This is a genomic window from Enterococcus salsurae (assembly GCF_054784955.1).
This window is the reverse complement of record NZ_BAAHWY010000001.1, coordinates 154,645-180,092: the sequence shown is the minus strand read 5'-3', so window position 1 is coordinate 180,092 and position 25,448 is coordinate 154,645. Positions and strand designations below refer to the sequence as shown.

The window sequence follows — 25,448 nt, the reverse complement described above, 5'->3', positions numbered from 1 at the left end:
GGAAGTACAATGGCATTAGAAATTACCGATAAAACTTTTGCAGAAGAAACCGATAAAGGTTTAGTCCTGATTGATTTTTGGGCAACATGGTGTGGTCCTTGCCGCATGCAAGCGCCAATCTTAGAACAATTAGCAAGTGAATACGATGAAGATGAATTAAAAATCGTAAAAATGGATGTGGATGAAAATCCCGAAACACCGGCTTCGTTCGGCATTATGTCGATTCCTACACTGCTGTTGAAAAAAGACGGTCAAGTGGTAGACAAAGCGATCGGTGTTCACACAAAAGATCAATTAAAAGCATTGATTGCTGAACATAGCTAAACCTATTTTTATATGAGAGAGCATCGACTAAGGTCGTCGCTCTCTTTTTTTTATGTTTTTTCATAGTCAGTGGTATACTAAATATGTAGGGTTTAATCATATAATGACCAAAATGAAATAGTAGCATAACAACGAGGGGGAGTTAGGATGAAAAAAGTGAAACGACGGTTGTTAAATGGGGCCCTTGCGTTTCTATTACTCGCAACACCGGTTTTAGGCACAGGGATCGAGGTTTTCGCTGCAGCAACAAATACGGTTGCCACAACAGAAAGTACCACAAATGATTCCAATCAAAGCACCAATCAAGAAAATAGCGCCAGCAATAACGAAGACAACAATACAACTGGGGACACGTCCACTTCAGCAAGCAGCTCGGACACCGATACACAAGAAAGTTCAAAAACCCCTTCCTCAGAGGAAAGCATAGATGAAGGATCGTCGGATGCAACAGGAAAAGAAGCAAAAACCGAAACAGGACCCTCCAGCTCAACTAGCAAGGAATCGCGGACTGTCACTGCATCATCAGAAGACACAACAGCAACGATCGCAGTACAGGAAGTACAGGGCTATGCAACCCAATATGTGAAGCTGAAAACCATTGCTATCAGCGATACGGAAAATGTGCCAACGAGCAGTCTCTTCTACCGACTGACAGAGGGAACTTTATCCGAAAATGGCTCAAACCAAGGATTTGCTGGGCAAGTATTCAAGGCTGTTAAGCAGTACAAAGATTCCACGGCCAACCAAGCGTATCTCCTCTTGCAAAATGACCAAGGCCAAGGAGGCATCGTTGAGTCTGGTGCCGTATCGATTGCTTCTGGTACGCTAAAAACAGAGAACAAGTATGTCACGATCCAAAAAAATAACTACCCACTGTGGCAATCTGTCTTTTTAGACAAACAATTGACCACCACGGCAAATTACAATCAAAAAACCTATTTAGTGAAAGAAAGTTTTTATAAAAACAGCAACAATGCTACGTATTACGCACTATATGACAATAAACAAACTTTCATTGGTTGGATCAATGGAGCTGGTACCAACATCGCAGCCAACGCAGGCGGTGTTTGGCAAAAAGAAAACAGCTATGCGACCATCACCAGCAGCAATTATACGTTATGGCAGAATTTCAATTGGACAGCCCAAAAAGGCACGACTGCAGCTATCAATGGCCAAACGGTCAAAGTGACAGGAAAATACAGTCATTTCAATGGCTCGACGTATTATTCCTTATATGACAAAAACAACAAATGGCTCGGCTATATCAATGCGACAGGTGTCAAATTGTCCAGTAACGCCCAAGGTGTTTATCAAAATTACGGTAAATATGTCACATTGACGAAGCAAAACTATACGATCTGGGGCAATTTTAGCTGGACAAGCAAGAAAAACAATACGACTGCCTTAGCAGGCAAAACCTATCTTGCCAAAGGGAAATATAGTCATGCCAATGGCGCACTATACTTATCATTGTATGACAAGAGCGGCAAATGGATCGGTTATGTGAATGCAAGTGCAGCAACAGTTGCCACTAATCAAGGTGGCATTTGGCAAAGCGAAAAATTGAGTGTTCAAGTCAAAAACAGCAACTATACACTATGGCAAGACCTTAACTTTTCTAAGCAAAAGGCTAATAGTGGCAGTTATTTGAATCAAACGATCAAAGTAACGGGTAAATACCAGCATTACAATGGCTCGACCTATTACTCCTTATACGATAAAAACAATAAATGGCTTGGGTATATTAACGCAACAGGTGTAAAATCAGCCCATACGATCTATTCACAAAGTACCATTAGCCGTTATGTGATCGTCAACAATAGTAGTGGGAATTTCTTTGATCAAGCAGATCCAAACAGTACTAAACTAGGTGCCAAGAGTACCTACAAAGGCTATATGGCACAAGCGACCAAATTAGCGAAAACCAGTGACGGGAATTATTTGTATCTGGTATCACCAGCTGGCAAGATTGGTTGGATCAAAGAAAGTCAGACCTATAGTGTCAACAGTAATTTTTGGATGTATACCACAGGTGGCAAATATCCATCATTAGATGTGAAAAACTTGAATATCCAAGTGTCTATCAGCAAGCAAAGAGTCTACATCAAATCTGGCGATAAAGTGATTTATACCATGCTTTGTTCCACTGGAGCAGTAGGTACACCAACCCCATTAGGCAGCTTCCGCATACAAGCAGAAAAAGGATTGGCCTTCTCAGGGGCAGCGTACTATCGCTCGTTTAAAGACCACGGCATCTATTTGTTCCACACGATCCCAACCAGCATCGCCTGGTCAACCAATACTTTCAGTGCTGTGGAGGGACGTAAATTAGGCACACGGGCCTCCCATGGCTGTATCCGTTTGGCGGTTCCTGATGCCAAATGGTTCTATTACAACATGCCTTACAATACACCAGTCAAAATCGTGAATTAAAGATAGCCGCTGCTTTCCTTCTGGAAGCAGCGGATTTTTTTGAAAGGGTTTGACATCGCAGCTCAGATTCGCTACTATATCATTAAGTGATATAGTTTGCGGGATGGAGGAAACAAATGGAGGAAGGGTTGACCGACGCAACCTATTTGATTTTATTGGCATTGCTCAAGCCGCAACACGGCTATGCGATCATGAAGCAAGTACATGAAATCAGTCAAGGTTCCTTTGAGATTGGTCCAGCGACCATGTATACGATTTTAAAAAAATTGACCAAAAGAGAATGGATCGTCCTAGATGAAACCGAAGAGCGCAAAAAGATTTATCGCATGACCGATCTTGGACGCTCAGTCTTAGAAAAGGACATTCAACGACGGAAACTTTTTTATGAGATCGGGGCTGGTTTTGTTCAGCAAATAGGAGGGAGTGAACATGAAAAAGCGTAGGAAATATTTGTATTCTCTGGGGGTTGCCTATTACCCAGAAAAAGAAATGCTCCGCTTGCAAAAGCAAGCCATGTTAGGCTGGCAGTTTGTGGGCATGAACCGATGGGGATTTTTGACATTTGAGAAACAACCGCCGATGGCAAAGAAATTTGCAGTCGATTTTTTTGAAGGTGAACTTTCAGAAGAATCTGACTATATTGCGTTATACGAAGCAAGTGGTTGGCATTATATCAGTCATTATCAAAAACGCTATTATTATTTTGAAGGGAATTTAGATGCGCCGCCGATCTTTAGTGACCAAGACAGTTACCAAGAACGGATCAATGCAGAGCAACGATACCTGATGAAGCGCGCTTTTCTTGTTACAGCAATTGGCGCACTATTGCTGGCGGTGTTATACAGTATCAAAACGATCTGGGCTTGGCAAGACCATACTGTTTGGTCTTTTGTTTTTGGTATGTGTACCGGCTTGTTGTTTGTACCCGCTGTGGTAGCGATCATGTCTTATCTCATGGGTAAATTATACAAAGATCGTGCCACCTATTACAAAGAACCTGAGAAAATCGCCAACCGCCAAAAGGTGGTGCGAGATCTCTTGCTCATGGCGTTGGCAGGCGCTATTGTAGGTGGCATTATCGGCTATATATTTTGATAAAAGCAAAAAGAGGAAGGTGAAAATGTGTTAGAAGCAAAACAATTAGTGAAAACATTTGGAGAATATACCGCTGTGGATCATCTCTCATTTACGATCAATGATGGACAAATCATGGGACTGATCGGACAAAATGGTGCCGGAAAAACAACAACTTTTCGGTTGATTTTAGATTTCCTAAAAGCAGATCAAGGGGAGGTCTTGTGGAACGGACATCAAATCAGTGAGAAAGAATATAATATCATCGGCTATTTGCCAGAAGAACGAGGGTTATACCCTAAAGTAACCATTGAAGATCAATTGATTTATTTTGCCCGTTTACGGGGAAAATCGAAGGCAGAAATCGTGCCGCAAATCGATTATTGGATGGAAAAATTTCAAGTCAAAGGCAAAAAAACTGATAAAGTGAAGTCCTTATCGAAAGGAAATCAGCAAAAAGTTCAATTGATCGCAACATTGATCCATGAGCCAAAACTTGTGATTTTGGATGAACCCTTCAGTGGATTAGATCCAGTGAATGCTGAACTGTTGAAAAACGGTATTATCGAATTGAAAGAAAAAGGTTCCTGTGTTATTTTTTCTAGTCACAATATGGACAATGTGGAAAAAATTTGTGACCATTTGATCATGTTGCGGGATGGTTCCACTGTCTTAAATGGGCGTGTCCATGAAATCAGAGAATCATTTGGACGCACCAAAGTCTTTCTTGAATCTCATTTGACGAAAGAAGCGGTCAGCGCAATTGATGGTGTGAAAGAATTGCATGTCAGAGAGGATGGCAGTTTTGATATCACCATCAGTGAGCCGCAAGTTGGCCGACGTATTTTTGATTTAGCAACGGCGGATGGCTATATTCCAATGTTCAATCAACAACCGCCAACCTTAGAAGAGATTTTCAAATGGAAAGCGGGGCACGAATATGAATAAATTTTGGGTAATTGCATCAGATGTTTATAAGAAAAATATCAAATCCATTTCTTTTTTGATCATGATATTGGTGCCATTTATTGCTGTCGGCATCTTTTATGTGATTGGTTTGTTTGCCGATGGGATGAACAGTGCAGATACCATTGCTGTTTACGCCAATGACTCGGCCATTGCCGAAACCTTCAAAGCACAAAGTACGGATGATTACGTATTTGAAATCGTTGAGCGTCAATCGGATGGGGAGAAGAAATTAGCGGATGAAGAGGTAGATGGCCTACTCGTTATCGATGCTTCCGGTGACCAATTGAGTGGGGAACTTCTTAGTGAGTCTTCACTGGGACAAACTGCTGAATTAACGATCCAACAGCTATTGAGTGGGATCCAATCTTCATTAAGAGCAGATACATTTGGTCTGACGAGTGAAGAAGTGGGGCAATTGGCTGAGCCAGCAACATTCAGCAAACAAAAAGTCTCTTTTGATGAGGACGGCACCATGTCATTCGGAGAAGACCATAGTGACATGCAATATATCGTCAGTTACGTGGCAACGATCATCTTGTTCTTCTTTATTTTGACTTATGCGCAAATCATTGCCCAAGAAATCGCATCGGAAAAAGGTACGAGAATCATGGAAGTGATTTTATCTAGTACACGGGCGCAAACCCATTATTATGCCAAGTTGGCAGGTGTGATCATGGTTGCAGCCACACAATTGTTGGCGTACGCTGCTATTTTTGGCGGCAGTTACTTCTGGATCAAAGATATCCCGATGATCAGCGGCTTTATCGCCAACTTCTCGTTAGATGGAATTTTTGGTTCCTTCCTTGTTTTCTCGCTCATCTTTGTCTTTCTAGGCATCTTGATTTATGCAGTTCTTTCAGCCTTATGTGGGTCTCTCGTCAATAAAGCGGAAGACACGGCAAAAGCCATCATTCCAGTGACCTATCTCTCGTTGGCAGGGTATATGTTAGGATTGGTATTAGGTGCAGCGGATCCGAACAATATCATTATGCGGGTCACATCTTACATCCCATTCTTGTCTTCTTTCATTATGCCGGTTCGATTGGCAAATGATACAGTGGGTGTCGGAGGGGCATTGATTTCAAGTGGGATCCTTTTGATATCGACGATTGCCTTGATGCTGGTGTCTGCTAAAATGTATAAATCGAACGTGTTGATCTACAACGACAATGGACTGATTGCTTCATTGAAACAGTCCTTTGTCCTGATGAAAAACGAAAGATAAACACAGAAAAGCCAGCTTGTGCAGCTGGCTTTTTTGTGTTTTGAGCGCTCATAGCGTGTGGACAAAAAATTCAAAAATTGCTTGTTCAGAAGGACGTGATTGTGCTGCAAGTTCTGGATGCCATTGGATGCCTAACACTGGGGCAGCAAAAGCGTGCGATTCAATTGCCTCTACAACACCATCGGGCGCAGTCGCGATAATTTGAAAGTCTTTTGCGACATCCTTCACTGCTTGATGATGAAATGAATTGACCTGATAGCTGCTGCCCAAAAGTTGACCTAACTGACTGTCAGAATTGATGGTCACATCATGGGTCGCAAAACGAAATGGGGTAGGCAACTGGACATGTTTCAAAGTTGGCTTCTCCATCAGTGAGAGATCTTGATACAAGCTGCCGCCAAAAGCCACGTTGATCAGCTGCATCCCGCGACAAACACCGAAAATTGGTTTCTTTTGGGCAACTGCTTCTTTGATCAAAGCCAATTCAAAAGCATCACGTTCTGGATGTGTGCCTTGAATCAATGGATGAAGGGTTTCTCCATAATAACTAGGGGAAACATCGTGACCTCCTGCCAGTAACAGTTTATCGATCTGTTTGACATAAGTTTTTGCGTCTTCTAAGGCACCCATCGGCAGCAAAAGAGGAAGACCGCCAGCTTCTTGGATATGGGTGACGAAATTTTTTGGGGTGTAGGTTAGCCAATGTTCACTTTCTTCGATCATGGATCGTTCATTGGCTGCAATACCGATGATTGGTTTCATAGCTTCTTTCCTTTCATATCACAGGATGAGAAAAAATAAAAAAGGACGCAATGTCCTTTTCAATAGACCTATTTCTCACGAATCACTTCGATTTTGTAACCGTCGGGATCTTTGACAAAGTAGTAAGAAGGCTGTGTGCCAGGCAATCCTTTCAGATCAGTGACATCAAAACCAGCGGCTTTGTGTTTGTCATGTAAGGCTTCTAAGTCCGCGCTGCTGATGGCAATGTGGCCGTAGCCATCGCCTAAATCATACCCGGGATGGTCATAATTGTAGGTCAATTCCAATTCATACGCATCTCCAGGTAAAGTTAAGTAAACCAAAGTAAATTTGTTTTCTGGGAAATCACGGCGACGAGATTCTTCAAAACCAAACGCTGTTTGATAAAAATCTAATGAGGCCGTCAAATCTTTGACCCGTACACAAGTGTGTGCCATTTTCATAAAATTCATTCATCCTTTCCTTTATATTACCTTCATGATAACATAATCCGTTTTTTCAGGGGAAGAAAATGTTTCGAGAGACATTTCTCGCTTGTCCACCGCAATATCATAGGGTAAAATGAAAAGAAAACTTGTTGGAGGGTATTATGTCGGAAAATGACATTGTGTTTGGGGTCAAAGATGAACAGCAAGTATATCAGCCTAGGTTTGGTGCCTATGTCGTCATCCCTAATAAAGAAGGCAAGATTATCTTGGTGCAAGCACCAAACGGCGCTTATTTTTTGCCGGGGGGCGAAATAGAAGCAGGGGAAACGAAAGAAACGGCGATCGCACGTGAATTGATCGAAGAATTAGGCTTTAAAGGCGAAATCGAGACCTATTTTGGTGAAGCGGTGGAATATTTTTATTCTCGTCACCGAGATACGTACTATTATCATCCGGGATACTTTTTTTTGATGACCATTTGGCAGAAAGTATGTGCCCCGACGGAAGACAACAATCAACTGTCCTGGCAAACACCAGAAAAAGCGATCCAACTGTTGAAACGCGGCAGCCATCAATGGGCTGTCAAACAATGGTTACAGCAAAAAAGCAAGCAGGAATAAAAACCTGGCTTGCTTTTTTTTGCTGGGCTGAAATTAGACCTCTTTTGTTTGCAAGACATATTCGTTGATTACTTTTGCCACACCGTCTTCTTCGTTGGAAGCTGTGATGACATCTGCCATGTTACGGACATTTTCGGTTGCATTTGCCATTGCGACACCGATTCCAGCGTATTCAACCATCGTCAAATCATTTTCATTGTCACCAATTGCCATTACTTCTGATTGGTCGATGCCTAGATGTTCAGCTAATTTTTTGACTGCAGCGCCTTTATGGGCTTTTTTATTTAAGACTTCTAAGAAGAAAGGGGCACTTTTGACAACATTGTATTGTTCTGTCAAAGCTGCAGGCAACTGAGGAATGACACTATCTAATAATGCTGGTTCATCGATCATCATCATCTTGATGATATTCAAATCAGGCGTCATTTCTTCTGGTGTGCGATATTTCAACGGCATGTTGACTAAGAAAGCTTCATAGACCGTATAGGGACTAATGTCGCGATTGGCTGTGAACATGGTATCTTGCGTTTCAACATGCAAGTGGACACCTAATTGACGGGCAGTCATTTCAACAAAGGCATAATCTTCATGGGATAAACCGAATTCAGAAATGATTGCTTGGTCTTTGGTTTTTTGTACCAATGAACCATTATAGGTGATCACAAAGTCATTGTCGGTAAATAAGTCCAATTCAGTCAATAAATCTTGGACACCTGTCAATGGGCGACCGGTACATAAGACGATCCGTACACCTTGTGCTTCTGCTGCTTTCAATGCTTGATACACTGCTGGTGTGATTTTCCGGTCGTCATTTAGCAATGTGCCATCGATATCGATAGCGATTAGTTTGATACTCATAATTTCCTCCTAAAGGTTGCTGGGTTTGATCAAAGCGCCATTGCGAATATAAGCCGCGAACGCTTGATAGGTTTCCTCAAATAAATCATAGTGATTTTGCAAGTTGGGGTCAATCATTTCTTTTGGAAAATAAAAGCGCCGATCCCCTTGGGTCTGACCAGCCAATGCTGCTACAAGCTGACTGGCTTTCGATAACTCGGTCAATGTGCCATCTTTTTCTTGTAATTCGATTTGGGTGCGGTGCATCCCGGATGTCGGACGATAAAAATCATAAGGCAGATCAAAGCTTGAATTGATTGCCGTATAATATGTTGGGTTAAAGCCGACTTTCTCCACCAATTTCTTTAAGTCTTCGATCAATGGCAGCTGCGAATCGTCTTTAAAGCGAATCGATTTGAAGGGTTTGCGGTTCAAGAAACGTTTCGCAAGATCACTCAGGATCAAATCTGATTCTGACGTCCATTGGGTAAAGTAGGTATTTAACACACCGTCATCTAGTTTCAAGTACGCTTCTAGAGAAAAATCTTGTCTAAGAAAGGGCAGCAGCAACTGTGAATGCTGTTGAAAAGTTTCCTCATTGTCAGCGTAACATTCAGCTGCCCGGTTCAAGAGGTGGGCCAAAACCACTTCCATCCCTCTTGAGCTTGCGTGAAAATATACTTGTACATACATTTGATAGCGGCTGACGATATAGTCTTCTACTGCGTGCATGCCACTCATTGAAAAGGCGATTCCGCCTTCGTAAGGGCGAATGACGCGTAGGATTCTCGTCAAATCAAATGTGCCATACTCTGTCCCTGTGAAATACGCATCTCGCAATAGGTAATCCATCCGATCGGCATCGATTTGGCTCGAAATCATTTGGACTACTTGCGGATTGGGATAGGTTTTGGTGATGACACTGGCGACTTTTTCAGGAAATCCTTCCGCTACGCGATTCAAGATCTGATGGACTTCGGTTTCTGGCGATGTGATGATGGCTACGGTGATGGCTTCATGATCGGTATGGAAAATATGCTCAAACGTATGAGAATAAGGACCATGACCGACATCATGCAACAGTGCTGCACACAAAGTCACCAACCGTTCCTTGTCGTCCCAGCCAGTCGGGCCAACTTTATCGACTGAATAATTTCGCTGGAAAATGTCGCAAATCCGCCGACTAATTTCATAGACGCCTAGAGAGTGGGAAAAACGGCTGTGCTCTGCACCATGAAAGGTAAAAGAAGCAGTCCCTAACTGCTTGATCCGTCTCAAGCGCTGTACTTCTTTGGAGTTGATCAAATCAAGGATCACTTGGTGCTGGACATGCACATAATTATGCACAGGATCGCGAAAGACTTTTTCGATAGCTAAGGTTTGGTATTTATAAGGGATTGGCATCGGTGACCTCCTTTAAAGATTCGTTTCTCTGTGCCATACTTGTCAGACGGACAGCGAGTGCTTCTGATTGTTCTTTTGCAGTGAGCCATTCGTCTAAATCAAGGGGCGATACAGGTTCGTTGTTCAACACGTGTAACGCATGCTTCAAACGTTCACAGACTTCTTCAATCGTAAAGTCGCGGCCAAAGACTTCTGACAATGTCGTCATCGTTTCAGGATCGACCGCGGGATAGCCATTTGTACCGAATGCCGATCTTAAGCCGGCTTGATAAAACCGGCGCACCAGCTCGCCACGTGCGTGCTGCTCGCCATTGACACTCAAGTACATCATGACAGCAACCCCTTCTTTGATTCTGCGTTGGGCGGTACCGGCAATTTTTTTGCCGGCGATACTCAGATCAAAGGTGCCGGGGCAATAAGAATGTGTGATTTCGTAGGCCGCGATCTGCTGTTCAGGAAAAGCAAGCTGCAAGAGTGCCTGCATTTTTTCATAGGCAGCATCCGTTGTCGCTGCTAAATCTTTCGGAAAGATGAGCGATACGTTCAATATACCACGATCATTGATCACACCAAGTCCCCCTGAATTTCTGATCACAGGACGAAAAGCGGCTTTTTCGACTTCAGATAATGCCGCTTTTAAATGGGGGATTCGCGTATCTTTCATGCCAAGGATCAAGGTATCTGGCAACTGCCAAAAATGACAAAAAGCTTGCCGCTCATTGCCGGCATAGGCCGTCAGGACATCAGTCAAGGCAAAAGGCAAGAAAGCGGAAGGGGCATTGGGTAGTATTTGGTCAATTGAATAAATCGTCAAGACGCGTTCAAACTCCTTTATCTATCAGTCTATGTCTTTATTATATACGATTATGCGACAATTAAGTAAAAGAATGAAATGATTCAACTTATTTTCATGCTATCGATCAAAAATGAACTAGTTGAAATGATTGACAAATATGTGAAAAAAAGCAAGAATGAGAGTGAAATCTGTGAAGGAGGCAATAAAGAATGCAAGAATTGTCACAAGGTGTACCGATTTCGATCCATTTGACCACGAATGTTCGTCAAGGCGATCAGACAGAAGATTTTCTCTTTGATTTACAAGGACAAGCGGTGAAGATTGGCGATACCTTATACATAAGATACAAAGAAATCCAGCCAGACGGGGAAGAGATTCCTGTTACCATGAAAATCATGCCAGATGGCGTGATCCAGTTGATCCGCTCGGGTGAAATGCGGATGCGTTTGAAATTTGCCTATAAGGAGCGGTTGGAAACAAGTTATCAAACCCCATACGGCAGCATGATGTTTCATACCTTTACCAATCATATGCATGTCAGTCTGAAAGATCGTCCTTATTCTGGCAAAGTCGATATTGAGTATGATTTGTTCATGGCAACGGATAAAATTGGTGCCTATAAACTGGCGCTTGAATTTACAGCATAAAGGATCATAAATACTAAAATAAAAAATTGCAATTTGATCAACAATTTTGTATGATTAGGAGTAGACTGTGAAAGGACGTGTCCAGTTTGGAAATTAATGTATTTGAAGGTGTAAACAAACACGAATTATCAATGATTGAAGTTGCCCATGCAATTTTAGAACAACGTGGAGATGTTATGGATTTTTCTGATTTGGTCAACCAAATCCAAAATTATCTTGAAACATCCGATAGTGAAATTCGTGATTCATTGGCACAGTTTTATACTGACTTGAATATTGATGGTAGTTTTATTTCTTTAGGTGACAACCGTTGGGGCTTGCGTTCATGGTATGCCATTGATTCGATTGATGAAGAAGTCAATCATGGTGTGGATGACGAAGATGAAGATACGCCGCGTCGTCGCAAACGTAAAAAAGTCAATGCCTTTATCAATGATGATGAAGATGCAATCGACTATAACGATGACGATCCTGAAGATGCTGATTTATCTGAAGACGAAGAAGACGATCTCTTTGATGATGATGACGACGAAGATGAAGAAATCTCTGCTTACAACTCTGATCTGCAAGAAATCGGCGCTGACAACAACGACGATGACGAAGAAGAGTTGCCAGGCAACATTGAAGAAGATTTAACGATCATCGATGATGATGAAGAAGATGATTTTGCAGAAGAGGAAGAAGAGGAATAATCCTCTTCTTTTTTTGCGCCGCTCCATCAGGCATCAAGTCGCTGAATGACTTGCTCATTTAGGCACAAAAAAAGGATTGCTGTAAGCAATCCTAAGATGGTTTTTGAATTATCGTTCAAAAACAAGTATACTGAATGAATTGAAGCGATAAAAAAACGCGCCTTGAGGGAATCGAACCCCCGTCTCAAGAACCGGAATCTTACGTGATATCCACTACACTAAAGGCGCGAAGCACAAATAATAGTTTAACCAATTTTAAAGAAAAAAACAAGGGGTAGAATGATGAAATTTCAACAGCAATTTTCACAACAGCAAAAACAAACGCAAAAGCTTGCTATGACGCAGAAATTACAGCAGTCGATCCAAGTGTTGCAGTTTTCTGCGGATGAATTGATTGCGTATATCGACGATCAAGCGCTGGAAAATCCGCTGATTGAACTCGGTGAATACGACACACCAATCATCCCAGCGAAAAGCAGTCAGTCCTCTGATCAAATGATGGACTACTTGAGTCAGATTCCAGATCAACAGACTTCATTGTTTGAATATCTGATCGAGCAAGTCCATCTGAATTATCGGGATACGTTTTTGCGGACGATCGTATTGTTTCTGGTGGAGTCAATTGATCTGAACGGCTTTTTGACAATTGATCTGGCGCAGGCGGCACAGCAAATGGGTGCATCGCCGATCCAAGTATTAGATGCATTGACTTTGATCCAGCAATTAGATCCAGCAGGTGTGGGTGCCAGAGATTTGCGGGAATGTCTCATGCTGCAGACAGAAAGAGATGATTATGCTCCGCCATTGGCATATATCATTTTAGAAGAGTATTTTGATGATCTGGCTGGGCGCAAATGGGAGAAGATTGCCAAGGGATTGCAGATCGCCCTGTCTGACGTTCAAGTCGTTTTTGATTATATTCAAACGCTGACACCTACGCCAGGGGCGGCTTTTGGTTCTTTAGACGGTTTATATGTCGTTCCTGATTTGAGCGTAAGGATCGAAAAAGGGGTGCCAGTGCTCTCTTCTAATAAGCGGGCGTTACCGGAAGTGCATTTTCAGCAAGGGTATTTTGACCGCTTGAAACAAAGTGGAGACCAAGAAGTACAGCGCTACTTAGAAAACAAAGCACAAGAATTTGAATGGCTCAAAAAAACACTCCAGCAACGAGGCGATACAATTTACCGCGTCGGTGAACAAATCATGACTCGTCAACAGGCTTTCTTTACCGATCCGGCACGCCCTTTGAAGCCGATGATCTTGAAAGAAATTGCTGAAGCGATCGGTGTCCATGAATCAACAGTCAGTCGTGCCGTGAATGGAAAATATTTGGAAACGAATTTTGGTGTGTTTGAACTGAAAATGTTCTTCGGCCAAAAGGTATCGACACAAGAAGATGGCGATGATCTGACAACGAAAGCAATCAAACAGGCGCTTAAAACGTTGATTGAGGAAGAAAACAAACAGAAACCACTATCCGATCAAAAACTGACAGATCAGTTGAAAAGCCAAGGTATTGATATTTCACGTCGAACCGTAGCGAAATATAGAGAAGCGATGGGCATCCAAGGATCTTCTAAGCGAAAGCGGTTTGATTAAAGGGTTCAGTTTACATCATGGAAAGGTTAGGCGAAAGCCAAAGCCTTTCCATTTTTCATTGATTGACTAAAACTTCTCATAATGTGAATATTTTCCGAAAAACTGACGATTTACAATTGAAATAGTTGCGTATAACGGCCAGAAGTGCTACTATTATTGGTGTAGGAAATACAAATCGTATTTTTTTTACAGTCAATGGGTCATTTTAAGTCATTGTAGGACGAAAGTTGTCCAACGGGAGGATGTATCATGCTCGATGAATTAAAATTGATTGAGGCAATCACCCCGGATATTCTTGCTGTACTCCAAGAACGTTACCGTATCTTACGGAACATTTATTGGATGCAACCAGTCGGACGCCGAACACTTTCAGAAAGTTTGACTATGACCGAGCGTGTGTTGAGAACCGAGACGGATACCCTCAAAAAGTTGAAACTGATTGATTCTTCCAAAAGCGGTATGCAATTGACTGCCTACGGAGAAGAAGTGTATACCAAAATTGGGACATTGATGGATCAGTTATTCGGTATGCATCAAATCGAAAAACGCTTATCAGAAATTTTTGGCATCGAACGTTGTTTGATTGCCAGCGGAGATGGTGATCGACAGCCAAAAGTGATTGCAGAATTTGGGCAATTGCTGAATGAATCACTTGATTTGCTTCTGCCAGAAGGCGACAATACGATTGCAGTCATGGGTGGCACCACGATGGCAAAAGTCGCACAAGAATTGACCAATCTAGAAACAACGAAACGCCACAACTTATTCGTACCCGCAAGAGGCGGGATCGGGGAGTCAGTCAACGTTCAAGCAAACTCGGTGAGTTCTGTGATGGCGATGCAGACCAATGGTGATTATCGTTCATTGTTTGTGCCAGAACAATTAAGCATGAACACGTATGAGTTTTTATTGAAAGAACCAGCAATCGTTGATGTCTTAAACTTGATAAGTCAAGCAAATTGTGTTATTCATAGTATTGGACGAGCTTTACACATGGCAGCAAGACGCAAAATGTCTGAAAAAGAAATTTTGATGTTGAAACAAAAAAATGCAGTAGCAGAATCGTTTGGTTATTTCTTTAATGAAGCAGGTGAAGTGGTCTATAAAGTGCCGCGGATCGGCTTGCAGTTAAAGGATCTGCAGCAAGTCCCAATCGTATTCGCGATCGCTGGCGGAAAATCAAAAGCCAAAGCGGTCAATGCATATATGAAAAATGCACCAAAACAAACCTGGCTCATCACTGATGAAGCTTGCGCAAATGAGATTTTAAAAGGGGCAACCCTTTAAAATAAATAATTTTTATGATTTTCATAAGGAGGAAATCTTAAATGACAGTTAAAGTAGGTATTAATGGATTTGGACGTATCGGACGCTTAGCATTTCGTCGTATCCAAGAAGTAGAAGGAATCGAAGTTGTGGCTATCAATGACTTAACAGATGCTAAAATGTTAGCTCACTTGTTAAAATATGATACAACACAAGGACGTTTCAACGGTACAGTTGAAGTTCATGAAGGTTCATTCAACGTGAACGGCAACGAAATCAAAGTTTTAGCTAACCGCAACCCTGAAGAATTGCCTTGGGGCGAATTAGGTGTTGAAATCGTGTTAGAATGTACTGGATTCTTCACTTCTAAAACAGCTGCTGAAAAACATTTAACAGCTGGTGCAAAACGTGTAGTTATCTCAGCTCCTGGTGGAGACGATGTACCAACAATCGTTTACAACACAAACCATGAAACTTTAACAGGTGAAGAAACAGTTATTTCAGGTGCTTCATGTACAACAAACTGTTTAGCACCAATGGCTAAAACATTGAATGACAAATTTGGTGTTATCGAAGGCTTAATGACAACGATCCATGCTTACACAGGTGACCAAATGACATTAGACGGACCACACCCTAAAGGTGACTTCCGCCGTGCCCGTGCTGCTGCTGCAAACATCGTACCTAACTCAACTGGTGCTGCTAAAGCTATCGGCTTAGTAATCCCAGACTTGAACGGTAAATTAGATGGCGCTGCACAACGTGTTCCAGTTGCAACTGGTTCATTAACTGAATTAGTTACTGTTCTTGACAAAGAAGTAACTGTTGATGAAATCAATGCAGCAATGAAAGATGCGTCAAACGAATCTTATGGTTACAACACTGACGAAATCGTTTCTTCTGATATCGTAGGTATGACTTTTGGTTCATTATTTGATGCAACTCAAACTAAAGTAATGACTGTTGGCGACAAACAATTAGTTAAAACTGTTGCTTGGTATGACAATGAAATGTCTTACACTGCACAATTGGTACGTACTTTAGAATACTTCGCTAAACTTTAAGATTGGCGCCGAGTAATTTAAAACCATCGCAAGAGAAAGCGGGGAAGCAGCGCGCTTCTCCGCTTTTTTTACAATTATGATTAGGAGGCATCTCTTCATGGCTAAAAAGACAGTCCAAGATATCGATGTGAAAGACAAAAAAGTGCTTGTACGTGTAGACTTCAACGTGCCGTTAAAAGACGGCGTGATTGGTGACGACACACGGATTAAAGCAGCATTACCTACAATCAACTATGTGATCGAAAATGGTGGAAAAGCGATTCTATTTTCTCACTTAGGCCGTGTAAAAGAAGAAGCAGATAAAGCAGGGAAATCCTTAGCACCTGTAGCTGCTCGTTTAAGTGAACTTTTAGGTAAAGATGTTACCTTTGTTGACGAAACACGTGGCGAAAAATTAGAAACAGCAATCAACAATATGCAAGATGGCGATGTGGTTGTCTTTGAAAACACACGTTTTGAAGATATTGACGGCAAAAAAGAAAGCAAAAACGATCCTGAACTTGGTAAATACTGGGCTTCATTAGGTGATGTATTTGTGAATGATGCCTTCGGTACTGCACACCGCGCCCATGCATCAAACGTGGGTATCGCTTCAACTGGGATCCCAACAGTTGCTGGCTTCTTGATGGAAAAAGAAATCAAATTCATCGGCGAAGCAGTCGAAGAACCAAAACGTCCAATGATCGCGATCCTTGGTGGTGCGAAAGTATCTGATAAAATCGGTGTGATCGAAAACTTGATTCCTAAAGCGGACAAGATTTTGATTGGCGGCGGGATGACGTATACTTTCTACAAAGCCAAAGGAATGGAAATCGGCAACTCTTTAGTCGAAGCAGATAAAGTTGAATTGGCGAAAGAATTGATCGAAAAAGCAGGCGACAAATTAGTGTTGCCAGTAGATTCAATCACAGCAGCTGAATTCTCAAACGATGTACCGACTGAAGAACATACTGGTGATGTTCCTGCAGGTCAAATGGGCTTAGATATCGGACCTGAAACGATCGCCTTGTTTGCAGAAACATTAAAAGGTGCGAAAACAGTTGTTTGGAATGGCCCAATGGGTGTATTCGAAATGTCTAATTTTGCCAATGGTACGATCGGTGTTTGTGAAGCCATCGCTAACCTTGAAGATGCAACGACGATCATCGGTGGCGGTGACTCTGCAGCTGCAGCTGAACAACTAGGTTTTGCTGATAAATTCACCCACATTTCAACAGGTGGGGGTGCCAGTCTAGAATTATTAGAAGGCAAAACACTACCTGGGTTAGCAGCAATCAACGATAAATAATCAATCACGAGGGGCAGGTGCTAAGCAGGATGCTTAGTGCCCCTTGATCATGAAAAGGAGTGCCAGAATATGCGCAAACCAATTATTGCCGGCAACTGGAAAATGAACAAAACTGCAAAAGAAGCAAAAGCATTTGCTGAAGCAGTCAAAACGAAAATCCCTAGCAACGATACTGTTGATTCAGTGATCGGTGCCCCTGCACTGTTTTTAGAAACATTGACAACTGCAGCACAAGGAACTGAACTAAAAATCGCTGCCCAAAACAGCTATTGGGAAAATGAAGGTGCCTTTACAGGTGAAACATCACCTGCAGCGTTAGCTGATCTAGGTGTGGACTATGTGATCATCGGCCATTCAGAACGCCGTGAATATTTCCACGAAACAGACGAAGACATCAACAAAAAAGCCAAAGCAATCTTTGCGAATGGTATGTTGCCAATCCTATGCTGTGGCGAAACATTAGAAACATATGAAGCAGGCAAAACTGCTGAATGGATCGAAGGACAAATCACAGCTGGTTTAGAAGGTTTGACAGATGGCCAAGTCAGCAATCTAGTGATTGCTTACGAGCCAATCTGGGCAATCGGTACAGGTAAATCAGCGGATGCGAATATCGCAGATGAAATCTGTGGTGTGGTCCGTAAAACTGTAGAAAAATTATACGGCAACGAAGTAGCACAAAGCGTACGTATCCAATACGGCGGTTCTGTGAAACCAGAAAATATTGCTGAATATATGGCGAAAGAAAATGTGGATGGTGCTTTAGTTGGTGGCGCAAGCTTACAAGCTGATTCATTCTTAGCATTATTGGACGCTGTAAAATAATTTTATTTTCATGAAATTATCATTTGCAGTATGCTGATTTTTTCACTACAATGAATATGTTCGCAAGGGCTCGTCCCTTAAGATAAAACAAACTCAAAGGAGAGACAAAACATGTCAATTATTACTGATGTTTACGCACGCGAAGTCCTTGACTCACGTGGTAACCCAACTATCGAAGTAGAAGTCTACACAGAATCAGGTGCATTCGGCCGCGGAATGGTGCCTTCAGGCGCTTCAACAGGTGAACACGAAGCAGTTGAATTACGTGATGGCGACAAAGCTCGTTATGGCGGTAAAGGTGTAACGAAAGCAGTTGACAATGTAAACAACGTCATTGCAGAAGCAATCATCGGTTACGATGTACGCGACCAAATGGCTATCGATAAAGCGATGATCGCTTTAGATGGAACTCCTAACAAAGGTAAATTAGGTGCCAATGCAATTTTAGGTGTATCTATCGCCGTTGCACGTGCAGCTGCTGATTACCTAGAAGTGCCTTTATACCACTACTTAGGCGGATTCAATACAAAAGTATTGCCTACACCTATGATGAACATCATCAATGGCGGTTCTCACTCAGACGCACCAATCGCTTTCCAAGAATTCATGATCTTGCCAGTAGGCGCGCCTACTTTCAAAGAAGGTCTACGTTGGGGTGCTGAAGTATTCCATGCCTTGAAATCAATCTTATCTAAACGTGGTTTAGAAACTTCAGTTGGTGACGAAGGTGGTTTTGCTCCTCGTTTTGAAGGAACTGAAGACGGTGTTGAAACAATCTTAGAAGCAATCAAAGCTGCTGGTTTAGAACCAGGTAAAGATGTATATCTAGGTTTTGACTGTGCATCATCAGAATTCTACGAAAATGGCGTGTATGACTACACTAAATTTGAAGGCGAAACTGGCGTGAAACGTACAGCTGCTGAACAAGTTGACTACTTAGAAGAGTTAGTTAACAAATATCCAATCATCACAATCGAAGATGGTATGGATGAAAATGACTGGGATGGTTGGAAACTATTGACTGAACGCCTAGGCGACAAAGTTCAATTAGTCGGTGATGACTTGTTTGTTACCAACACTGAAATCCTTGAAAAAGGAATCAAAAACGGTATCGGTAACTCAATCCTAATCAAAGTAAACCAAATCGGTACATTGACTGAAACATTCAATGCAATCGAAATGGCTAAAGAAGCTGGCTACACTGCAGTTGTATCTCACCGTTCAGGTGAAACAGAAGATTCAACAATCTCTGATATCGCTGTCGCAACAAACGCTGGCCAAATCAAAACTGGTTCTCTTTCACGTACTGACCGTATTGCAAAATACAACCAATTACTACGTATCGAAGACCAACTTGGTGAAGTTGCTGAATACAAAGGCTTGCAAGCATTCTACAACTTGAAAAATAAATAATCAAAAACTTGTTAAACCAACGTTTGTAGCTTGTCCTTTTGGTTCTGAGTTGTTATTTTATAACTCAGGAAACCGACTATACCCATTTTAAAATACTTCGAAAATCATGTATTGTTAAGCTGAAAATGCATGTATTTAACAATACTGGTTGTATGTAGTATTACTAAACTAAGCACTCTTTTTCTTGAATTAATTCAAGAGAGGGAGTGTTTTTTTGTTGTATTCAGAGATGTCAGTTGCTGACAACACAGCTTCTTTGGTCAATTGGAAGTCTATATTCTCGTCAATGCTAGTTGTACTAATCGCTTCTGCGCTGATTTCTTTTGTCCAAGTTGGAGATTTGCTATCGCTGAATGTGATACCTGACACTGAACCAGTTGCCGTAATCGTGATATTTTCGGCATCACGGGAAGTAATTGCTCAATACACCACCGATATGGTCGATCGTTCCAGTACCGAAACCATTTTGAATGAAGTCATCGTTGATATAAACAAAAACATCTTCAGACATATCTTCATTAAAGGCAAATACTGCGTCTGTTTCGCCCACATAGATAGTGACTGCTTGGTCAACATCTTCATATAAATCTGCTGAAGCAGTCATTCCTCCTTGAAAGAATACTGATAATAGAGCGATTGTAAGTAAGTTACGTTTTTTCATCCTAGTTCACCTATATAGTTATTGCAGTGCAAATTGACTGCCGGAAATAAGTGTACAAAAAGTAGGTAGAGGGTGATTATCCTAGATTATCCATTTTTATGCAGAATTGGATAATTTTTCTAAAGTTCCATTTGCCTGCTAAGTTTCTTCGATTATTTTATGATCTTGAGACGTGTTAGGAGAAAAAGTGACAGTCCTCTGTTCAAAATTTTGGCTCAATTTCTGTGTAAATGGTACACTAAAATGGAGGGGGGCGCCTATGATTTGGTTAGTGATCGTGTTGCTTATTTTATCTTTCGCTTTATACTATATATACCGTACAGCGTATCTAAAAAAAGGGGTTCGCTATTTCGTTTCGGCAATCATTATGCGAAACAATGAATGGTATATCAAAGAAGGTCGAAAAAAACTAGGGATCCCTTATGAAAAAAGAATCAACCAGACAGATGATACATTTTGGCAACAAGGTGCAGACTGCACGTTGGCTTCAGCCGATGATTTATTACTGACAGCGAGAGTGTTTGATCAGTGTGCAAAGACTTGGGTGATTTGTTTGCACGGGTATCGCAGCGATGGCAAGTCGGACTGTCAGGGCCCTGCTGAAAAATTTTGGCAAGCAGGGTATAATGTATTGGTACCTGATTTAAGAGCCCACGGGCAAAGCGAAGGCAAAGAAATTGGCTTGGGTTGGCTAGATCGGCTGGATTTGCTTTTATGGATCGACAAGGTATTAGAAAAAGACAATCAATGCCGTATCTATCTGTATGGTCTAGGAATGGGGGCAGCAACCTTGCTCTTGGCGAGCGGGGAAGTGATGCCGGCACAAGTCGCAGGCCTGATTGCAGACAGCAGCTATACTTCAGTGTATAGTGGGATTCGTTCGAGTTTGCCGCAGTTTTCCCGGTTGCCGATCAAACGTTTTTTGCGCATCGCCAATCGATATAGCAAACAGTTGGTGGGCTATCCCTTTTTGCAGATCTCTGTGACACGGCAAATCGGCAGCAATCATTTACCGGTGTTATTCTTGCATGGCGAAGCAGATAGTTTTTTAGCTGTCAGTGAATCCAATACATTGATGGAAGCCACGGCGGGGGAAAAACAGCAAATTATTTTTCCGGGGATGGGCCACTTACAAGCGGTCACAGATGCACCTGAATATTGGCCCACAGTCTTGGACTTTATCAATCGACAACAACAACAGACGATGTCTGATAGAAAGGATGTAGAGAATGGAGATCAAAGAAGAAAATAAACGATTTGCTTTATATGATCAGGAAACTGAAGTGGGGGAGATTACTTGGCAAGAAGCCCCTGGCGATGTTTTGGTTGTCGATCATACATTTGTAGATAGTGGGTACCGCGGACAGCAATTGGCACAAAAACTTTTAGCTGCAGTCGTTGACAAAGCCCGTCACGAAAACAAAAAAATCATGCCTGTGTGCTCCTTTGCTGTGAAAGAATTCAAAGAAAAACCGGAGTATGATGATGTGTTAGATCGTTAGTCATTGCTGTAAGCCGATGCTTGTGATCAGCCAACTGGCGTTCCATTGCATGTCTGATACGATTTATAGTAGCTTAATCGTGTATGGAATGGTACAATGGGAAAGACGACTTTAGCAAGCAAGGAGGAGCTAACGTGTATAATCTTTTACTCACTGCGGTGATTATCATTTCCGTGATCATGGTCATCACGATCATGATGCAGCCAAGCAAACAAAATAGTGCAGCAAGCGCATTTTCAGGCGGTGCAGATCAATTGTTCGGCAAGCAAAAAGCCCGTGGATTTGAAGCAGTCATGCAACGTTCAACGGCTATTTTAGGCTTTGTCTGGATGGTTTTGCTCTTTATTTTGGCTTATCTATCATCTAGTTGATCAAATTGCCGCGTAACCTCTCCTAGCGAGAGGTTTTTTTCTTTATATCAAGGCTTTTTTTAATTGTAAATACCAATGTATTTTCATGAACTATGGTAGAATTGGACGTGAGGTGAAAGGAAAGATGAAAACATTCAATCAACCAAAACCAGTATTTGCACCCCATGGCAAACGGGCAGTGATCTTGTTTCATGCCTATTCCGGCAGTCCGAATGATGTCCGGATGCTGTGCCGTTTTTTAGAACAAAAAAATTATACAGTCTATACCCCAATGTTCAGTGGGCATGGGACCCCAAATCCAGATGACATTTTAAATGAAAGTATGACCGTTTGGCAAAATGACGCCAAAGCTGCGGTGACCTATATCAAAGAGCAAGGCTATCAAGAGATTGCGGTCTTAGGCTTATCGATGGGCGGTATTTTAGCGATGGATCGCTTGACGGAGGATGATACACTGCTTGGCGGCGGCTTGTTCTGTTCACCACTGTTTGAAACGAGCAATCAAGTACCGGTCAACTTTGAAAAATACGCCGCTATGATTTTGCAGTATGCAGCGATAGATGAGGAAGAAAAGAAAGCTATCATGGCGCATGTACCAAATAAAGTCCGTCAGCAATTGGCAGGTATTGAAAAAGTGGGACAAAGTACTGCAGCCAATTTATCTGCGATCAAACGTCCGGTTTTTCTTGCCCAAGCAGGCAAAGACCAAATGATCGATCCGCAGACAGTCTTTCGTACAGCAAACGGGCTTAGCCATGTGCCTTATACATTGCAATGGTACCCGGAAAGCGGCCATGTCGTAACAGTCGGGCCGGAACGCAAAAAATTAGAGCAAGATGTGTGGGCATTTCTTGACACATTGGCTTGGAAAGAGTGAGTAATGACAGAAAATATCAAAACAAAAATAATCGACTTCTTGAAAAACAGCAGCAAAAAGAGTTTTTCAATGGAAGAGATTGCTGAAGGATTGGGGCTGCAAAAAAGTACCGACTTCAAACAGCTCGTACAAACAGTGGCAGCAATGGAGAGAGAAGGCAGTGTGATCTTCAATAAGAAAGGCAAAGTCAAGCTGCCAATGGCCCGTGTGCTGATCGAAGGCACATTCCGTGCCAATGAACGCGGCTTTGGCTTCGTATCTTTAGACGACGAAGAGGAAGATGTCTATATTCCTAAAGAAGCGACCAATTACGCAATGGATGGTGATACAGTCGCTATCGATATCGTCCATGTCGCAGATCCTTTCTCTGACAAAGGCGCTGAAGGGAAAGTCGTCGAGATCAAAAAACGAGCGATCACCCAATTGGTGGGAGAATTCACCTTGTTTGATGAACGTGAGATCGAAGAGTCAGATTTATATGGTGTTGTACAACCAAAAGACAAAAAATTAAGTGAACTGAAAGTCTTTATCGGCGCCCAAGGGATTCGACCGGTAGACGGCAGTATCGTGATCGTTGAGATCAGTCACTACCCCGAAAAAGGTTATGCCAAGAGTTTGGAAGGGCTGATCACAAAAGTTGTTGGGCACAAAAATGACGTAGGAATGGACATTCTTTCGATCGTTGTCGCCAATGGTATTCCTACGAAATTTGAAGAGGAAACGTTGGCTGCAGCTGATGCGGTGCCGGACAAAATCGATCCAGACGCCTTTCCAGAACGCAGAGATCTGCGCGATCAACAGATTGTTACCATAGATGGCGCAGATGCCAAAGATTTAGATGATGCTGTCACGGTCAAAAAACTGGCAGATGGCAGTTTTTACCTAGGCGTCCATATAGCGGATGTCTCTTATTATGTGACACAAAACAGCCCCTTAGACAAAGAAGCGTATGAAAGAGGGACAAGTGTCTATTTGACTGATCGAGTAATTCCAATGATTCCGCAACGCTTATCGAACGGCATTTGTTCTTTGAATCCTCAAGTGCCCCGTCTAACCATGAGTTGTGAAATGTGGATCGACCAAAATGGACAAATCACTGATTACAACATCTTCCAAAGTCTGATCCAAACAGATGCCAGAATGACCTATCAAGCGGTCAATCAAATTTTGGAAGAAAATGATCCAGAGGTTTCTGCACAATATGAAGCGCTTGTACCAATGTTTCATGACATGCAAGACCTGCATCAAGTGTTGGAAGCGATGCGGATCCAGCGAGGCGCTGTCTCCTTTGAAGACCGAGAAGCCAAAGTGCTGGTAGATGGTGAAGGGCATCCGCAAGACATCGTCATGCGCACCAGGGGCGTTGGTGAGCGCATGATTGAATCCTTCATGTTAGCTGCCAATGAAACAGTAGCGCGTCATTTTAATCGTTTGCATTATCCGTTCATTTATCGGATCCATGAAGAACCGAAGGAAGAGAAAATGCGCCGTTTCTTCGACTTTGCATCAGCGCTGGGCATCGTAGTGAAACAAAGCAATGGCTCAATCTCACCAAAGCAATTGCAGAAAATCGTTGAAGATGTTGCAGATAAGCCAGAATCCATGGTCGTGAATACCATGTTGCTTCGCAGTATGCAACAAGCCAAATATGCTGAGGAGAATGTCGGGCACTATGGGTTAGCTGCTGAAGACTACACCCATTTTACCTCACCGATCCGTCGGTACCCGGATTTGATCGTTCATCGGTTGATCCGCTCTTATACAGAAGACCCATCAGAAGCCAATCAAGAAAAATGGGCAGCATCCCTGCCAGATATTGCCCTGCACAGTTCACAAATGGAGCGGCGTGCAGTGGAAGCAGAACGGGAAGTCGATGCACTGAAGAAAGCAGAGTACCTATCAGATAAAGTCGGGGAAGAATTTGATGGAATCATTAGTTCTGTCGTTAAATTTGGTTTATTTATCGAACTGCCAAATACGATCGAAGGCTTGATCCATATTACTGCCCTGAAACAAGACTATTTCCATTATTTAGAAAATCATTTGGCCTTAGTGGGCGAGCGGACAGGACTAACTTTTAAAATTGGACAAAAGGTGCGGATCAAAGTGATCAAGTCTGATCCTGAAACCAGAGAGATCGATTTTGAACTTGTGGAAGCCGAAGAGATCCCAACGCTGCAAGCGCCAAAAAATAAAGCTGCTAAGCGTGGATCTCAACCGCAACGCGGCCGTCAAGGCAAGGCCGAAGACAAACAAGGTGGTGCCCATAAAGGCAGCTTTGACAAACACGTTGAAGGAAAAGGCAAAGGAAAGAAAAAAAGCAAAAGCAAGAAAAAACCTTTTTATAAAGGAATCAAGAAAAAGTAGTGGG

At 42.3% G+C, this 25,448-nt stretch carries 26 protein-coding genes and 1 tRNA gene; 20 read left to right on the top strand and 7 right to left on the bottom strand.

Annotated elements, in window-relative coordinates; all coding sequences use genetic code 11:
- Positions 1-9 precede the first annotated feature (9 nt).
- The 6 genes from trxA to ACYVRS_RS00890 all read left to right on the top strand — a co-directional run bounded on the left by trxA (position 10) and on the right by ACYVRS_RS00890 (position 6,025).
- Positions 10-324 (top strand): thioredoxin, encoded by a 315-nt coding sequence (gene trxA, locus ACYVRS_RS00915; protein ID WP_054115496.1) that lies wholly within the window; start codon positions 10-12, stop codon positions 322-324.
- A gap of 147 nt (positions 325-471) precedes the next feature.
- Positions 472-2,757, top strand: coding sequence for a L,D-transpeptidase family protein (locus tag ACYVRS_RS00910; RefSeq protein WP_313538359.1), 2,286 nt, complete (start codon positions 472-474; stop codon positions 2,755-2,757).
- Positions 2,758-2,873: 116 nt separating this feature from the next.
- Positions 2,874-3,200, top strand: a complete 327-nt coding sequence (locus tag ACYVRS_RS00905) for a PadR family transcriptional regulator (RefSeq protein ID WP_461202163.1) — start codon at positions 2,874-2,876, stop codon at positions 3,198-3,200.
- A complete protein-coding gene (locus ACYVRS_RS00900) occupies positions 3,187-3,852 on the top strand; it encodes a DUF2812 domain-containing protein (protein ID WP_461202161.1) in 666 nt (221 codons plus the stop codon). The genes ACYVRS_RS00905 and ACYVRS_RS00900 overlap by 14 nt, the downstream gene beginning before the upstream one ends.
- 27 nt (positions 3,853-3,879) lie before the next feature.
- Entirely contained in the window at positions 3,880-4,779 is a 900-nt protein-coding gene (locus ACYVRS_RS00895; protein ID WP_461202159.1) for an ABC transporter ATP-binding protein, read from the top strand.
- Positions 4,772-6,025, top strand: coding sequence for an ABC transporter permease (locus ACYVRS_RS00890; protein WP_461202157.1), 1,254 nt, complete (start codon positions 4,772-4,774; stop codon positions 6,023-6,025). Before ACYVRS_RS00895 ends, ACYVRS_RS00890 begins: the two co-directional genes overlap by 8 nt.
- Positions 6,026-6,073: 48 nt before the next feature.
- Here ACYVRS_RS00890 and ACYVRS_RS00885 read toward each other — a convergent pair whose 3' ends face one another.
- The gene (locus tag ACYVRS_RS00885) at positions 6,074-6,787 is read right to left on the bottom strand and encodes a gamma-glutamyl-gamma-aminobutyrate hydrolase family protein (RefSeq protein ID WP_461202155.1); all 714 of its coding nucleotides are present in this window, start codon (positions 6,785-6,787) and stop codon (positions 6,074-6,076) included.
- 68 nt (positions 6,788-6,855) lie between these two features.
- The gene (gene gloA / locus ACYVRS_RS00880) at positions 6,856-7,230 is read right to left on the bottom strand and encodes a lactoylglutathione lyase (protein WP_054115554.1); all 375 of its coding nucleotides are present in this window, start codon (positions 7,228-7,230) and stop codon (positions 6,856-6,858) included.
- A 146-nt stretch (positions 7,231-7,376) separates the two neighbouring features.
- Here gloA and ACYVRS_RS00875 point away from each other — a divergent pair, with 146 nt between their 5' ends.
- A complete protein-coding gene (locus ACYVRS_RS00875) occupies positions 7,377-7,835 on the top strand; it encodes an NUDIX hydrolase (protein ID WP_313538351.1) in 459 nt (152 codons plus the stop codon).
- A 33-nt stretch (positions 7,836-7,868) separates the two neighbouring features.
- Here the strand turns inward: ACYVRS_RS00875 and yidA are convergent, their stop codons facing one another.
- Genes yidA through ACYVRS_RS00860 form a run of 3 tightly spaced genes read right to left on the bottom strand, consistent with a single transcriptional unit; the run spans position 7,869 to position 10,890 of the window.
- Positions 7,869-8,693, bottom strand: a complete 825-nt coding sequence (gene yidA / locus ACYVRS_RS00870) for a sugar-phosphatase (RefSeq protein ID WP_313538349.1) — start codon at positions 8,691-8,693, stop codon at positions 7,869-7,871.
- Positions 8,694-8,702: 9 nt separating this feature from the next.
- Complete coding sequence (locus tag ACYVRS_RS00865; protein ID WP_461202153.1) at positions 8,703-10,076, bottom strand: HD domain-containing protein; 1,374 nt, start codon at positions 10,074-10,076, stop codon at positions 8,703-8,705.
- The gene (locus ACYVRS_RS00860) at positions 10,060-10,890 is read right to left on the bottom strand and encodes a lipoate--protein ligase family protein (RefSeq protein WP_313538347.1); all 831 of its coding nucleotides are present in this window, start codon (positions 10,888-10,890) and stop codon (positions 10,060-10,062) included. Before ACYVRS_RS00860 ends, ACYVRS_RS00865 begins: the two co-directional genes overlap by 17 nt.
- Positions 10,891-11,081: 191 nt before the next feature.
- Here ACYVRS_RS00860 and ACYVRS_RS00855 point away from each other — a divergent pair, with 191 nt between their 5' ends.
- Positions 11,082-11,519, top strand: a complete 438-nt coding sequence (locus ACYVRS_RS00855) for a YwiB family protein (protein WP_054115485.1) — start codon at positions 11,082-11,084, stop codon at positions 11,517-11,519.
- A gap of 86 nt (positions 11,520-11,605) precedes the next feature.
- Positions 11,606-12,211, top strand: coding sequence for a DNA-directed RNA polymerase subunit delta (gene rpoE / locus ACYVRS_RS00850; protein WP_054115553.1), 606 nt, complete (start codon positions 11,606-11,608; stop codon positions 12,209-12,211).
- Between the two features lie 156 nt (positions 12,212-12,367).
- On the opposite strand, the gene ACYVRS_RS00845 is transcribed toward rpoE, so the two are convergent.
- A tRNA-Arg gene (locus ACYVRS_RS00845) sits at positions 12,368-12,439 on the bottom strand.
- A gap of 54 nt (positions 12,440-12,493) precedes the next feature.
- Here ACYVRS_RS00845 and rpoN point away from each other — a divergent pair.
- From rpoN to eno, 6 genes are all read left to right on the top strand, one after another.
- Complete coding sequence (rpoN, locus tag ACYVRS_RS00840) at positions 12,494-13,810, top strand: RNA polymerase factor sigma-54 (RefSeq protein ID WP_461198167.1); 1,317 nt, start codon at positions 12,494-12,496, stop codon at positions 13,808-13,810.
- Positions 13,811-14,059: 249 nt separating this feature from the next.
- Complete coding sequence (locus ACYVRS_RS00835) at positions 14,060-15,097, top strand: sugar-binding transcriptional regulator (RefSeq protein ID WP_054115483.1); 1,038 nt, start codon at positions 14,060-14,062, stop codon at positions 15,095-15,097.
- A 41-nt stretch (positions 15,098-15,138) separates the two neighbouring features.
- Entirely contained in the window at positions 15,139-16,140 is a 1,002-nt protein-coding gene (gene gap, locus ACYVRS_RS00830; RefSeq protein ID WP_054115482.1) for a type I glyceraldehyde-3-phosphate dehydrogenase, read from the top strand.
- Between the two features lie 97 nt (positions 16,141-16,237).
- On the top strand, positions 16,238-17,428 hold the full coding sequence (locus ACYVRS_RS00825) for a phosphoglycerate kinase (RefSeq protein ID WP_054115481.1): 1,191 nt from the start codon (positions 16,238-16,240) through the stop codon (positions 17,426-17,428).
- Between the two features lie 69 nt (positions 17,429-17,497).
- On the top strand, positions 17,498-18,253 hold the full coding sequence (tpiA, locus tag ACYVRS_RS00820) for a triose-phosphate isomerase (RefSeq protein ID WP_312498617.1): 756 nt from the start codon (positions 17,498-17,500) through the stop codon (positions 18,251-18,253).
- Between the two features lie 111 nt (positions 18,254-18,364).
- Positions 18,365-19,666 (top strand): surface-displayed alpha-enolase, encoded by a 1,302-nt coding sequence (gene eno / locus ACYVRS_RS00815; RefSeq protein WP_054115479.1) that lies wholly within the window; start codon positions 18,365-18,367, stop codon positions 19,664-19,666.
- A gap of 403 nt (positions 19,667-20,069) precedes the next feature.
- Here the strand turns inward: eno and ACYVRS_RS00810 are convergent, their stop codons facing one another.
- Positions 20,070-20,327 carry a hypothetical protein gene (locus ACYVRS_RS00810; protein WP_461198169.1) on the bottom strand — a complete coding sequence of 86 codons (258 nt, stop codon included), beginning with the start codon at positions 20,325-20,327 and terminating at the stop codon, positions 20,070-20,072.
- A 259-nt stretch (positions 20,328-20,586) separates the two neighbouring features.
- On the opposite strand from ACYVRS_RS00810, the gene ACYVRS_RS00805 reads away from it, so the two are divergent.
- From ACYVRS_RS00805 to rnr, 5 genes are all read left to right on the top strand, one after another.
- Positions 20,587-21,579: an alpha/beta hydrolase gene (locus ACYVRS_RS00805; RefSeq protein ID WP_461198170.1), complete on the top strand. Its 993-nt coding sequence runs from the start codon at positions 20,587-20,589 to the stop codon at positions 21,577-21,579.
- Positions 21,557-21,829 carry a GNAT family N-acetyltransferase gene (locus tag ACYVRS_RS00800; RefSeq protein ID WP_054115477.1) on the top strand — a complete coding sequence of 91 codons (273 nt, stop codon included), beginning with the start codon at positions 21,557-21,559 and terminating at the stop codon, positions 21,827-21,829. The genes ACYVRS_RS00805 and ACYVRS_RS00800 overlap by 23 nt, the downstream gene beginning before the upstream one ends.
- A gap of 134 nt (positions 21,830-21,963) precedes the next feature.
- On the top strand, positions 21,964-22,200 hold the full coding sequence (gene secG, locus ACYVRS_RS00795; RefSeq protein WP_054115476.1) for a preprotein translocase subunit SecG: 237 nt from the start codon (positions 21,964-21,966) through the stop codon (positions 22,198-22,200).
- Positions 22,201-22,324: 124 nt separating this feature from the next.
- The gene (locus ACYVRS_RS00790; protein ID WP_312498621.1) at positions 22,325-23,077 is read left to right on the top strand and encodes an alpha/beta hydrolase; all 753 of its coding nucleotides are present in this window, start codon (positions 22,325-22,327) and stop codon (positions 23,075-23,077) included.
- Positions 23,078-23,080: 3 nt separating this feature from the next.
- Positions 23,081-25,444 (top strand): ribonuclease R, encoded by a 2,364-nt coding sequence (rnr, locus tag ACYVRS_RS00785; protein WP_461198171.1) that lies wholly within the window; start codon positions 23,081-23,083, stop codon positions 25,442-25,444.
- The last annotated feature ends 4 nt before the right edge of the window (positions 25,445-25,448 follow it).